We start from the raw sequence: 13,912 nt of genomic DNA on the forward strand, positions 1-13,912 counted from the left end.
ACCGACAACTAAGATGCCAGCTGCAGTCATGTTCTGGATAATATCCTGATAATAACTGTTATCCGGGTTGCTACCAGCGCCACCACCCCATGAGTTATTCACCACATCAGCGCCGTCAGCCATAGCGTCTTCAAGTGCTGCCGCCAGGCTTAAGGTCATACCTGAGCCGGTACCAGTAGAAACTGAATACAAGCTTTTGTACACCATCAGTGAAGCACCAGGTGCAACACCGGAGAAGTTCAGGCCTACCCCCTGGTAAGTGCCGGTAACTTCGTTACCAACCGCAGTACCGGCAACGTGGCTGCCGTGACCGTTATAGTCGCGCGGTGAATCAGGGTATTCATCAGGATGCAGATTGCCCGGGGCGTCATAAAAACGCGCCAACACCAGCTTATCGTTACAGAAAGTCGCATCAACTGTAGAACAGTAATCGTCTTCCGGTAAACCCTCCGGAACGGTATGGCCATTGTCCTGGAACATGGCGTGGGTGGGCTCGATACCGGTATCGATAATCGCAACTTTTACCCCTTCGCCAGCCAGATCCCGGCCACCTAATGCTTCCCATACAACCGGACTATTGATCAGGTCGTTCGAGGCATCCATGTGCACGTACACAACTTCGTCAGGGTAAACCGCTTTTACGCCGTCAACACCTTGCAGCAGCTGCTGCAGATCGCCGTCGCCATTATATTCAACGATGGCACCGTTTAAGGTCAGCAGTAACGAGCGCTTGTATTCAACACCGGCTACGCGTTGCTGAACGGCGCTTAAGACGTTTTGCTGACGCTGCTGCAGATACTCGGAGTAACTCTGCACGGGCGCCGCTTTAACATCAAGTTTGTCGCTGTCGTTAGCCACAGCGGTGGCTGCATAACCTGGAACGCCACCCTTGTAGGCGGCCACTGCAGGTTCTTCAAATTCGATCAAGAAGCGGGTTGGGCGCTGCTCTTGCACCGCATTTCGCTGCGCGTAGGGTACTTTATTAATCGGTGCCTGCTGTTGCAGGACGTTTGCTTCAACGCCTACCTCAGACTGGGTAATCTGCTGTGCGGCTACCACTGAGACACCGGTGGCTGCCGCGATAGCTACTGCCAGCGCCGACCTCCGGGTAAAATTAGACAAGTTCATATTTGCTTCCTTTTTTATTGTATAAAGCCTGTTAAATCTAAACAGATTTCCAGCAAATGGCCAACAATCTTTTTGCCGCAGACATATTTTGTTACAACTTATGTAACAACTTATTAATTTACCGGAGCTTCAAGTTGCAGCCGCTCTGCCAGCAATACCGCCTGGGTACGGCTGTACACCCCCAGTTTGCGGAAAATCGCGGTGATATGGGCTTTAACTGTGGCTTCGGTAATATTCAGCTGCCAGGCAATTTGTTTGTTGAGCAGGCCTTCATGCAATAAAAACAGTACGCGGTATTGTTGCGGGGTCAGATCAGCCACTTTACGAGCCAGTTCGTGATCTTCGCTAGAGATGCGATCAAGTCGCCCCTGCACGGCTGGCGGCACCCAGGTGTCCCCCTGCAGGATAGCGTCTATAGCATTTGCTATATCGACAGAAGGCAACGATTTAGGAATGAAACCCAGGGCGCCAAAGCCTATACATCTGGCAATTACGGTGGCATCTTCTGAACCGGAAATAATGGCTACAGGCAGTAGCGGAAAGTCACTACGAATACGAATCAACCCATAGAGGTCGCCGCTGCCGGGCATATGCAGGTCAAGCAGCAGCAAATCCAGCTCCTGGTCAGCCTGCAGCGCCGCCAGGGTTTCCTCAAGGTCACCCGCTTCACGCAGTTCCAGATCCGGATAATGGTTCGTCAAGGCGCCCTGCAGCGCCTCGCGAAACAATGGATGGTCATCAGCAATCAGGAATTTTGCCATGCCGGTTGTGGCTAACCTCTTACTTATTCAGCCGATTCTCTATCAGTGAATCTACCACACCCGGATCAGCAAGCGTAGAGGTATCACCCAGGTTATCAAACTCATTGGCAGCAATCTTACGCAGAATACGGCGCATGATTTTGCCCGAGCGTGTTTTCGGCAGATCCGGCGCCCACTGAATAAAGTCGGGCGTGGCAATCGGGCTGAGCTCGGAGCGTACCCAGTTACGCACTTCTTTCGTTAAATCTTCAGTGACTTCAGTACCGGACATCGCACTCACATACACATAAATACCCTGGCCTTTCACATCATGGGGATAGCCCACCACCGCGGCCTCAGAAATCGCCGGATGCTCCACCAGCACGCTTTCAATCTCAGCGGTGCCCAGCCGGTGACCGGATACGTTCAGTACATCATCCACCCGGCCGGTGATCCAGTAGTAACCGTCTTCATCACGGCGCGCGCCATCGCCGGTAAAGTACATATTCTTGTAGGTCGAAAAATAGGTTTGCTCAAAGCGCTCGTGGTCGCCCCACAACGTGCGGGCCTGGCCCGGCCAGGACGCCTTAATCACCAGATTACCCTCAGCCTTGCCTTCCAGCTCGTTGCCGTCGGCATCAACCAGCGCCGGCTGCACGCCGAAGAACGGATGAGTGGCCGAGCCCGGTTTCAGGTCGGTGGCCCCCGGCAGCGGCGTGATCATAATGCCGCCGGTTTCGGTCTGCCACCAGGTATCCACAATCGGGCAGCGGCTATCGCCGATGGTCTTGTGGTACCACTCCCAGGCTTCCGGGTTAATCGGCTCGCCCACGCTACCCAGAATACGCAGGGAATCGCGGTTGCTGCCTTCGGCGGCTTTATCACCTTTGGCCATCAGCGCGCGGATGGCAGTCGGCGCGGTATACAGAATAGAAACCGCGTGCTTGTCAATGATCTGACCGATGCGGCGCACGTCCGGATATGTCGGCACGCCTTCAAATACCAGCGTAGTCGCGCCGTTGGACAACGGCCCGTAAACAATATAGCTGTGCCCGGTAATCCACCCCACGTCGGCAGCACACCAGTAAATATCTTCGTCGTGGTAGTCAAACACGTACTGATGGGTCATCGACACCCAGACCATATAGCCGCCCGTGGTATGCAGCACGCCTTTCGGCTTACCGGTAGAACCCGAGGTATACAGAATAAACAGCGGATCTTCAGCCTTCATGACTTCCGGCTGGCACTCGGCCGGCACGTCTTTGACCAGCTGATGCCACCAGATATCGCGGCTGTCGTTCCAGTTCACCTCGCCGTGGGTCACCTGGCACACCACCACATGGGTAACGCTGGGGCAGCGACCGTTTTTCAGTGCTTCATCCACGTTGGCTTTCAGGGGCGTACATTTGCCGCCGCGGCGGCCTTCGTCGGCCGTGATGATCACCTTCACCCCACAGTCATTCACCCGGTCGGCAATGGCATTGGGCGAGAAGCCCGCGAAAATAACAGTATGCACCGCGCCAATACGCGCGCAGGCCAGCATGGCATAGACGGCGGCCGGCACCATCGGCATATAAATTGCAACCCGGTCACCTTTACCTACGCCAAGCTTTTTCAGGCCATTGGCGAAGCGCGAAACCTCGGTGTGCAGCTCCTTGTAGCTAATCTCGTTGCTGCTGCCAGGATCATCACCTTCCCAGATAATCGCGGTTTTATCGGCGCGCTCGGCCAGATGGCGGTCAATACAGTTGTACGAGGCGTTCAGGGTCCCCTCTTCAAACCATTTAATATGCACATCGCCGGCGGTAAAGCAGGTATCGCTGATGGTTTTATAGGGGCTGAACCAGCTGATCCGCTGCCCCTGTTCGCGCCAGAAGCCTTCCGGATCCTTCAGGCTCTCGCTGTACATCGCCTCATAGGCGCCATCATCAATAAAGGCGAGTGCGCGCGCATCAGCTGGCACCGGATAGGTATTATTGGGATGACTCTCGTGCTCCATGAAACCTCCTGACATCATCAATTAGTCGTATCGTTATATGCCCGTTACCTTCACGGATAACGCTTTTCGGTACTATTAGACCATAGTCTAGATTGATTATTTCGCCCATCCAACGGATGCTTTTTTGCGCATAATGAACACAAGCCAACAGGAGCATCGCAATGCTGCATAACAAATTACAAGAATCGCTGATTGCCGGCGCTGTCCTCGGTGGGCTGGCAATGGCGCCCGCGCATGCTACAGAAGACCCGACCTGGGATTTCGGCGGCTATATTAAGCTGGACGCCTTCGTCTCAGATTACAGTGATGGTCAGGTTGCCAGTAGCGGCAATATCGGCCGTCAGTTTTACATTCCCAGCCTGACCCCGGTTGGCGGTGCTGCGGATGACGCAGCGACTGATGTACATGCCCGCCAGTCCCGCTTCTTCTTTAATGTGAAGCAGCAACTGGATAACGGCGAAACCATCGCCGGCCGCATCGAGCTGGACTTTATGACCGTACCCACCGGCGATGAACGCGTAACCAACTCCTACGCGCCGCGTTTGCGCCAGGCCTATTTCACTTACGGTAAATGGCTGCTGGGGCAATCCTGGTCCAACTTTCAGGAGCTCAGCATTCTGCCCGACTCCGTCGACTTTATCGGTGCCACCGACGGCATGGTGTTTATGCGCCAGCCCCAGGTTCGCTATACCGAAGGCAACCTCAGCTTCGCGCTGGAGAACCCGGAAACCACAGTCACGCCTTTTGGCGGCGGGGCACGCATCACCTCCAGTGACGGCGTGGTCCCCGATCTCACCGTGAAATACAAAGGCAAAAGTGGTGATTTCAGCTACGCCCTGGCCGGTATTGTGCGGCAGCTGGCTTACGACACCGACGGCGATGGCGATGATGAAACCGCCGGTGCCTATGGGGTGTCGCTGTCAGGTAAATGGCAGCTCGGCAGCGATGATATCCGCGCGTCCTTTACCGCCGGCAGCGGTCTGGGCCGCTACCTGGGGCTGAATACTTACAACGGCGCGGTGATTCAGGCCGATGGGACCCTCGAAGCTCTTGACTCCATGGGCCTGACCTTTGCCTACCGCCATGCCTGGAGCGAAAACGCCCGGTCCAGTGTGGTCTACAGCCGCGGTTGGGCTGACCAGGATACCAATCTGGTGGGAACCAGCGTGACGGAATCCACCCAGCGCATCGGCGTGAATTACCTGTATTCGCCGGCGAAAAACCTGACCTTTGGTGGTGAAATATCCCGCGCCACCCGCGAACTGGAAAGCGGCCTGGATGGCGATATGACCCGCCTGCAGTTTATGGCCATGTACAGCTTCTGATCGTCCGGAGCCAGCGACGCCCTGTCGCCGAAAATCATAAACCCGCCGCCTGGCGGGTTTCTTTTTTGATCCCGCAGGACCATACTTAACGTAATCCGTTATCAAGCTGTGTATTCACACGAGGTACTTTTTATGAACAAGCTATTTGCAGCACCGCTGTTATTGCTGGCAGCCATGGGCCTGAGCGCCTGCACCAGCACCCATGTTCCCGAACTGGTCGGCGAACCCCGTGAACCCATCAAGCGCGCGCAGGTGCTGCTGGAGAAAGAACCACCAGCCAACGCCGAACTGATTGTTAATCTGTCGACAACGTACGCCATGGCGATTCGCAGTGATGATGATCAGAAACTGGAAGATGCGATTGAGCGGCTGCGGGCACAGGCCGCCCAGTATGGTGCGAATGTGCTGGTAATTACCCGGATTGAAAACGTGCGCATGAGCGGCCAGTCCATCGGCGGCCTGTACGGCAACGATACCCTGACTGCAGTAGACGCGGCTCCATACAAAAAAGTAGAAGCCTCGGCCTATTACAGGTCGTCCAGAGGCACCGGCCTGCCGAAGTAATAACCCTGCATGTAATTGGTCCCCAGCTCGGTGACGAACTGGGCCTGATGGGGCGTTTCCACGCCTTCGGCAACCACTGCAAAGTTCAGGCTCTGGGCAATCTTGATCACACTGCTGATTAATACCCGGTCACTCTTATGAGAGCGGATTCCGGCTATGAACGAGCGGTCAATCTTCACTTTATCAATCGGCAGCCGCTTGAGGTAACTCAGGCTTGAGAAGCCGGTACCAAAATCATCCAGGGCTATACTAATGCCATGGTTGCGTAATGCCTGCAGCTGGCTGATCGCATAGTTGGTGTTCTCCAGCAGAATCGACTCGGTCATCTCCAGTTCAATCCACTCGGGCTTACAGTTGTATTCCTGAATAGTCTGCAGCACAAAATCGATAAAGTTAGCCCGGTTAAAATGCACCGCTGACACATTCACCGCCACCCGGCAGTCTCCGCGTTCACGCAGTTTAACTATATCGGAACAGGCCTGGCGCAGTACCCACTCACTCAGCGGCACAATCTGCCCGGTTCGCTCGGCCAGCGGAATAAACTCGGCGGGGCTGATAAATTCGCCCGGAGCCGTCTCCCAGCGCAACAGCGCCTCAACGGCGATAGTCTGCTCGTCGTTACAACGGACAATGGGCTGATAATGCAGCTGCAGCCGGTCGTTCTCGATGGCTTCCTGCAAACCGCTACGCAGACCCGCACTGGCCTGCAGCCGCAGCGCCATGCTCTTATCAAAATACTGAACGTGGTTGTAGCCCAGCTTTTTGGCCTGGTGCATGGCCATGTCCGCGCGCTGGATCAGCTCCAGTGGCGCGCGCTGATCATCCGTCTGATGCGCCACGCCGATACTGGCGGTCAGGTAAATCTTATGCGAACCAATCCGGTATGGCTGCGCCACAATCGCCATCATATCATTGGCCAGTTGCTCAACCCGCTCCGGCGATTCGGTCAGGCCGTGCAGCACCAGCAGGAACTCGTCACTGGCAAAGCGCGCCAGCTCGCTCCGTAGCGGCTGATTCGCCTGCAGCCGCTGGGCCAGAGTGCGCAGTAATTCATCACCCACCTGCAGGCCCAGGCTGTCGTTAATTAAGGTAAAGCCGTCGAGGTCGATGAAGAGTACGGTCAGCCCGTTCGGGTCACCAAAGCGGTCCGCCAGATGCTTCTCAATACTGTTACGGTTCAGCAGGCCGGTCAGCGCGTCGTGCTCGGCCTGGTATTGCAATTGATCGCCCTGCTCTTCCAGGGTGGTATTCCGCTCGACTGCCAGCACAACCAGCAGCACCAGGCCCAGGCCCGACACCACAATCAGGATCTGTAAATTCGCCACCGACTGCAGCTCGCTCAGATCATACAGATAACTGTATATAGGCGTGCCGCTACTGTACTTAGTCGTCAGCTCACTGCTGGTTAAAAACAGCGCATGATCTTCAAGATACTCCTGGGTCTCGCCGGTAACCCACTGGCCAAAGTGATCCAGCAGCCGGCCATCGCGCATCTCGGTAAAGGTGTAAATACCTGAACCGTACATAGTGGAACTTGGCGCCAGCATGGTCTGCACGTCCAGTACGGCAATCAGCGAGAACTCACTGGTGGTAGCGGTATCATAAAAATGTACCGGCAACCGCAGTAATAACTTAGCGCGCTGCTGGGTACTGTGATGCTCGGGTACAATCATCTGTACCGGATCGGGCGACTCGGCCAGCCGGGCGCGCACCTGCGGGTCAGTCGCCAGCAGGAACAGGTAGCTCTCGCTTTCGTTGCGGCGCCGCTCCCAGACCGGAATCCGTAGCTCGTCAAGCAGGATAAGCGAATCAAGGTAACGAATCTGCTGCAGATAAGTCCGTACGTCCAGCTCCATCAGCCGGTCGTGCTCATCGTGAGGATAATTTTCCCAACGCTCAGCCAGCCGGCTGAACAGGTTCACTGTATCCTCCCCTTTGTTGCGGCGACTGGTATTTAAGTTCTCAATAGCCTGTTCGCCCTTCATCCGGATCTCATCCATTTCGGCGTCGAACATAAACACACCAGCGGTTACCACCACCACCACTACCAGCGCTGTAAATACCGCAGAGCTGCGGGCCAGGGCCGGAATCTCACGCCGGCCACTGTAATGCGTCGCATAAAGCGCCAGGCCGGTCAGCGTCATTGACACGGCCACAACCAGGCTGCCCATGGGATGCCGTGCCAGTATCGGCTGCTCGAGTACCAGATGGGGGATCAGCAATACCAGGCCGGTTACCGCCAGCAACAGCCCAAAACTGGCTGAGGCGCGAAGGATGGTGCTCTGCAGATTGGATCGTTGCCGGGGCGGACAGGCCGGCAATAACAGCGTCAGCGCTGCTACGGCAAACAAGACAAAAGGAACGGGATGGAGGTCGCTGTCAAAGGGGTCGAAATAATGGAAGAAAATACCGTCAACGCAGGCCGCCAGCGCCAGTACCGCCAGCATCCGCGAGCTCCAGATGCTGATGAGGGCCCTGGTACCGCTAGTGAGGTGGCCGGGGCCAAAACAGCGGAACAGCATCGCTGCGCCAAGGCAGATCATCACCACCGAATGGGAAGAACTAACCGTATGGTAAAGCAAGAGTTGCGTTGATTCAGCCAGACGATAGATCAGTATAATCATGCCTGACAGCATCAGCGCCATCGCTGACACCAGGTGTAGTACCGCACGTGCCTGAAGATCTGTTTTTATTATTCTCATGGGCTGACTCGTGATCCCGAGTTTTTATGAATCTACCAGCAGTATAACCATAAAAAGCAGGGTCTGAACAGCAGCTTAAGCTATTTTACACATGTCGCCCGTGGTTCTACCATGGGGATAATCCGGTTACTTCGCCATCAACCGAATCATCAGCTTTTTGAAGAAATTGTGGTGGCGTTCAATCGTCCATTCTTTACCGTCGCGATCGCGAAACACGGCGTGGGTCAGAATAGGGTTACGGCTTAGTTCGCCGTCTATCATAGATAAAGCCTGGCCATTACCATCAACTGACGGTACAGATAGCGCCGACAATTTTTCGTTTCCGTTATATAAAGTGATCTTCCGTGGAACTGTCATATACTTACCTTCTGTTCCTTGTACATCGCTTGGCATGGTCATCCCCACTGTCACGCACTCAGACCTGACATCATCTTGATTAAAGATTACCCTGTTGAAGATGTTGAGTCGATGCTATACGAACAGGTCATATGCCATAGTAAAATAAATAAAATTTGTTATTTGTAAGGGTTTTTTATGCACGAATCGTCGATAAAATCACCGATCACTGAACTTGAAACCCTTGCCCGTTCTGCCGGCACCGCCATTATGGAAATCTATACAGATTTTGTAGCCCGTGGTTCCACCACGGGTAACCCCCCATCCGTATCAGACAAACCCGACGGCTCCCCCCTAACCCAGGCCGACCTCGCCGCCCATAAGATCATCGTCGCCGGCTTGGCTAAACTTAGTGATGGCAACCTGGCAGCATTACCCGTCCTCTCAGAAGAATCTGATTCAGTGAGCTGGGCCGAACGCCTGACATGGCAACGCTACTGGCTGGTGGACCCGTTAGATGGCACCAAAGAATTTCTCAACAGCAACGGCGAATTCACCGTGAATATCGCGCTGATCGCGCAGGGTAAACCCGTGCTGGGCATCGTCTATGCGCCAGCGCTGGATAGTTTGTATGTTGGAGTGAACGGTTTTGGCGGGGAGGTTGTAGCTTACAAGATGTCAGATGACAGGTTTAATCTGTCAAATGACAGATTCGCGATTCTGAACCTGCGTGAACAGCCAGGGCCAGCTGCCGGCGAGCCGGTGCGCATTGTGGTGTCGCGCTCCCATCGCGGCGATGAAGCCCTGAGCCACTTCTTTGCGCAGCCGCATGTGCTGGTGCCGATGGGGAGTTCGCTCAAGCTATGTGCCATTGCCGATGGTAGCGCGGATATTTATCCGCGCCTGGGGCCGACTTCAGAGTGGGATATCGCCGCCGGCCACGCCGTGGTTGAGGCTGCGGGGGGGAGTGTGAAGACTGTAGACGGAGAAGAGCTGAGGTATAACCAGAAAGAGTCGTTGGTTAATCCGTGGTTTGTTGTGACGCGTTAAGATAGCGGTCAACAACAGACCGCTTTATTGTTTGTTCCAAATCAGATCATTCACGCCATCTTCAGTCGGCTCATAACCCGCCGGTGAAGACAACAGTAGCTCGCGCAGCTTGTCGATCTTGAAGTACTGACAGGCATCATCGATTTCAGTAAGCAGCTCAGACATACGCTGCCACTCCCAGAAGTCTTCCTCGGCACGGCAGATTCGTGGGTGCGCGCATTCAACAACATTATCGCCAATCAGCAGCTCTTCGTAGAGTTTCTCGCCAGGCCGCAAGCCGGTATAAACAATCTCAATATCGCCGTGAGGGTTTTCTTCGGTTTTAACATCAAGCCCGGACAGGTGAATCATTTTCTTCGCAAGATCGACAATTTTGACCGGCTCGCCCATATCCAGCACGAACACATCACCGGAATCACCCATGGTACCTGCCTGAATAACCAGCTGTGCCGCTTCAGGAATAGTCATAAAGTAGCGGGTGATCGCGGGGTGCGTAACCGTAACCGGACCGCCCTCTTCTATCTGCTTTTTAAATACCGGTACCACTGAGCCCGAAGAGCCCAGTACGTTGCCAAAACGCACCATACAGAAGCGGGTGCTCTGCTCGCGCTTGGCTAAGGCCTGTAAAACCAGTTCAGACAACCGCTTGGTCGTACCCATCACGTTAGTCGGACGCACGGCCTTGTCAGTGGAGATAAGCACAAACTGCTCAACACCGGCGGTAATTGCCGCTTCAGCGGTATGCCAGGTGCCAAATACGTTATTACGCACACCCTCAACCATATTAAATTCAACCAGGGGCACATGTTTGTAAGCAGCAGCATGATAAACAGTCTGCACCTTAAAGGTTTTTAATACGGTTTCGATACGATTACGTCGCTGCACCGTGCCAATAATGGGGTACACAGGCACGGAAACTTTAAGCCGCTTACAAATCTTTTTCAGCTCTTCATCAATGCTATAAAGCGCGAACTCCGAGAGCTCATACAGAACCAGAGCAGCGGGTTTCTGTGCAACAATCTGCCGGCAAAGCTCCGAGCCAATTGAACCACCTGCACCGGTAACCAGAACCACCTTGCCCCGAATGTGCTGTTGCATTAACGCCGGCTCAGGTTCGACCGGGTCGCGCCCTAGCAAGTCTTCAATCCGGACATCCTGCAACGCATCAATCGCCAGCTCGCCGGTGACCATGTCGGCCATGCCGGGAACCGTCTGAACTTTGACGTTCAGATGCTCCAGCGATTCCAGAATTTCTTTACGCACCGAACGGGTAGCACTCGGCAACGCCAGTAAAATCCGCTCAACTTTATTTTTCTTTACCGCTTCAGGTACCTTATCGGGATCGATAACCCGAATGCCCATAACAGTTGAGCGCTGCAGGGTTTCATCGTCATCAACAAAGAGTACAGGATGAAACTGCTCGCCATTCATCAATGCCTGGGCCAACTGCCGGCCCGCAGAACCTGCGCCATAAATCAGCACCCGCTGCTTCGCGCGGCTGACCATACGATGGTACATTTCGCGCATCGCCAGACGACTACCGCCAACCAGAAGCAACGCAATCAAGCCATAGTTAACAACCGCAACCACAGGCACACTAACGTCAAATAGCCAGATCAAAACCACCAGCCAGGCAACCGAAATCAGCACACCGAACAGCACAACTGCTAAGGCCCGGATACTCACATAACGGATAACCGCACGATATAAACCCAACCGCACAAAGACCGCAATCGAACCCAACACCATTAAGGCGCCAATAGCCGCAAATAACCAGGGCTGGCCCGGCGGGACCAGTTTAAAATTCAGGCAATAAGAAATAGTAAGAGCGGCAAGTATCGCAACCGTATCAGCCAATAAGCTAATTCCGCGTTTTGCGGTGCGGGGCAGTTGCAATAAGTTAAAAAGTAGATTCACGTGCGATACATCCTGGCTGCAGTGGATTCTGTTTATATGTACTAACTATTAGGCGCGACGCCAGTATAACCATGTTAAAAGGGTGTAACAAGCGCAACATCAACCAGGCCCTGAAAACGGTAGATAATCGTCCGGCACAAAGATACAATACAACAGTTTTTCAACGCGCACCGCAGACGCGTCATTCAAGCCACTAAGCAGTCAAGGAAGCTCTAGCGCCATGAGCCAGAAACTAACTCACCTTAAGCAACTCGAAGCGGAGTCGATTCATATCTTCCGTGAAGTTGCCGCTGAATTCCAGAACCCCGTTATGCTCTATTCCGTGGGTAAGGACTCTTCCGTATTGTTGCACCTGGCCCGTAAGGCCTTTGCACCAGGCAAGATTCCGTTTCCGCTGATGCATGTAGATACCACGTGGAAGTTTCGCGAGATGATTGAATTCCGCGACCGCATGGCAAAAGAACATGGCCTGGAACTTATTACCCACTCCAATGAAGAGGGTATCGCGAAAGGCATAGGCCCGTTCACTCATGGCAGCTCAGTACATACGGATATCATGAAAACTCAGGCACTGAAGCAAGCCCTGGATAAATATAAATTCGATGCAGCCTTCGGTGGTGCCCGTCGTGATGAAGAGAAATCCCGCGCTAAAGAGCGGGTGTATTCATTTCGCGACAAGAAGCACCGTTGGGATCCGAAAAACCAGCGCCCTGAACTCTGGAATATCTACAATGGCCGTGTGCACAAAGGCGAAAGCATCCGGGTATTTCCATTAAGCAACTGGACTGAACTGGATATCTGGCAGTACATTTATTTAGAAAACATCGAAATTCCTGACCTCTACCTGGCCAAAGAACGCCCGGTAGTTAAGCGTGACGGCACCTTAATCATGGTCGACGACGATCGCATGCCCCTTGAACCCGGTGAAAAGCCAGAAATGAAAATGGTTCGTTTCCGCACACTGGGCTGTTACCCGTTGACAGGTGCCGTTGAATCAAGCGCCGCGACCTTACCTGAAATTATTCAGGAAATGTTGCTTACCACGACCTCGGAGCGCCAGGGCCGGATGATCGACCACGACAGCGCCGGTTCGATGGAGAAAAAGAAAATGGAAGGGTATTTCTGATGAGCCATGCATCCCCGTTAATTGAAGAGAACATCTTAAAATATCTGGATCAGCACGAGAATAAAGAGCTGCTTCGTTTTATCACCTGTGGCAGCGTCGACGATGGCAAAAGCACCCTGATCGGCCGCCTGCTCCACGACAGCAAAATGATTTTTGAAGATCAGCTGGCTGCTATCACCAAAGACAGCAAAACTATGGGTACCACCGGCGAGCGTATTGACCTGGCCCTGCTGGTTGACGGTTTGCAATCAGAACGTGAGCAAGGCATCACCATTGATGTAGCCTACCGTTACTTCAGCACCGACAAGCGCAAATTTATTATCGCCGATACCCCCGGCCATGAGCAGTACACCCGCAATATGGCAACCGGTGCCAGCACCTGTGATCTGGCGATTATCCTGATTGATGCCCGCCATGGCGTACAGACCCAGACTCGCCGCCACAGTTTTATTGTGAGCTTGCTGGGTATCAAGCACGTTATCGTCGCAGTGAATAAGATGGATCTGGTGGACTTCTCGCAGGACCGCTACAAAGAGATTCAGGACGAATACCTGAAGTTAGCCGGGCAATTAGATATTCCGGATATCCACTTTGCGCCGATTTCAGCCCTGGAAGGCGACAACGTGGTTAACCGCAGCGAAAACACGCCCTGGTTCCGCGGCAGAACGTTGATTGAATACCTCGAGACCATTGAAATTAATCGCGCTAACGCCAATAAAAGCTTTCGCTTTCCGGTGCAGTATGTGAACCGCCCGAACCTGAACTTCCGTGGCTTTGCCGGAACCATAGCATCAGGAACTGTCAAAGTTGGCGCTACCATTCGCGCATTACCCTCCGGCAAGGTGTCGACCATCAAATCCATAGTGACCTTCGACGGCGAGCTGGAAGAAGCCGCGGCACCGTTGGCAGTAACCCTTACCCTGAATGATGAAATTGATATCAGCCGGGGCGATATGATTGTGGAGAAAGACGCACTGCCGCATATGAGTAACCGCCTGCGCGCGAAAGTCGTCTGGATGCAGGAA

11 protein-coding genes are annotated in these 13,912 nt (G+C 53.9%); 5 read left to right on the forward strand and 6 right to left on the reverse strand.

The genetic code is table 11. The annotated features are described in order from the left end of the window. From R3196_RS10060 to acs, 3 genes are all read right to left on the reverse strand, one after another. Positions 1 to 1,128, reverse strand: a 1,128-nt coding sequence (locus R3196_RS10060; protein WP_318936642.1) for a S8 family serine peptidase, incomplete at its 3' end; no start/stop codon positions are given. Positions 1,129 to 1,241: 113 nt separating this feature from the next. Next, a complete protein-coding gene (locus tag R3196_RS10065; protein ID WP_318936643.1) occupies positions 1,242 to 1,889 on the reverse strand; it encodes a response regulator transcription factor in 648 nt (215 codons plus the stop codon). Between the two features lie 19 nt (positions 1,890 to 1,908). After that, the gene (gene acs / locus R3196_RS10070) at positions 1,909 to 3,867 is read right to left on the reverse strand and encodes an acetate--CoA ligase (RefSeq protein ID WP_318936644.1); all 1,959 of its coding nucleotides are present in this window, start codon (positions 3,865 to 3,867) and stop codon (positions 1,909 to 1,911) included. Between the two features lie 161 nt (positions 3,868 to 4,028). On the opposite strand from acs, the gene R3196_RS10075 reads away from it, so the two are divergent. Next, on the forward strand, positions 4,029 to 5,192 hold the full coding sequence (locus tag R3196_RS10075) for a DcaP family trimeric outer membrane transporter (protein WP_318936645.1): 1,164 nt from the start codon (positions 4,029 to 4,031) through the stop codon (positions 5,190 to 5,192). A 132-nt stretch (positions 5,193 to 5,324) separates the two neighbouring features. Continuing rightward, entirely contained in the window at positions 5,325 to 5,756 is a 432-nt protein-coding gene (locus R3196_RS10080; RefSeq protein WP_318936646.1) for a hypothetical protein, read from the forward strand. Here the strand turns inward: R3196_RS10080 and R3196_RS10085 are convergent. Together R3196_RS10085 and R3196_RS10090 are read right to left on the reverse strand one after the other, a co-directional pair. Next, on the reverse strand, positions 5,720 to 8,458 hold the full coding sequence (locus R3196_RS10085) for an EAL domain-containing protein (RefSeq protein ID WP_318936647.1): 2,739 nt from the start codon (positions 8,456 to 8,458) through the stop codon (positions 5,720 to 5,722). The genes R3196_RS10080 and R3196_RS10085 overlap by 37 nt on opposite strands. 126 nt (positions 8,459 to 8,584) lie before the next feature. Next, a complete protein-coding gene (locus R3196_RS10090; RefSeq protein ID WP_318936648.1) occupies positions 8,585 to 8,815 on the reverse strand; it encodes a hypothetical protein in 231 nt (76 codons plus the stop codon). A gap of 177 nt (positions 8,816 to 8,992) precedes the next feature. Here R3196_RS10090 and cysQ point away from each other — a divergent pair, with 177 nt between their 5' ends. Next, entirely contained in the window at positions 8,993 to 9,844 is an 852-nt protein-coding gene (gene cysQ, locus R3196_RS10095; protein ID WP_318936649.1) for a 3'(2'),5'-bisphosphate nucleotidase CysQ, read from the forward strand. A 24-nt stretch (positions 9,845 to 9,868) separates the two neighbouring features. Here cysQ and R3196_RS10100 read toward each other — a convergent pair whose 3' ends face one another. Beyond that, on the reverse strand, positions 9,869 to 11,761 hold the full coding sequence (locus R3196_RS10100) for a nucleoside-diphosphate sugar epimerase/dehydratase (RefSeq protein WP_318936650.1): 1,893 nt from the start codon (positions 11,759 to 11,761) through the stop codon (positions 9,869 to 9,871). Positions 11,762 to 11,903: 142 nt separating this feature from the next. Here R3196_RS10100 and cysD point away from each other — a divergent pair, with 142 nt between their 5' ends. Next, on the forward strand, positions 11,904 to 12,887 hold the full coding sequence (gene cysD / locus R3196_RS10105) for a sulfate adenylyltransferase subunit CysD (RefSeq protein ID WP_318936652.1): 984 nt from the start codon (positions 11,904 to 11,906) through the stop codon (positions 12,885 to 12,887). After that, a partial coding sequence (cysN, locus tag R3196_RS10110) for a sulfate adenylyltransferase subunit CysN (protein ID WP_318936651.1) occupies positions 12,887 to 13,912 on the forward strand: 1,026 nt, incomplete at its 3' end. The genes cysD and cysN, both read left to right, overlap by 1 nt.

Origin of the sequence: Pseudidiomarina sp. (assembly GCF_033722695.1) — a bacterium.
Taxonomy (GTDB): Bacteria; Pseudomonadota; Gammaproteobacteria; order Enterobacterales; family Alteromonadaceae; genus Pseudidiomarina.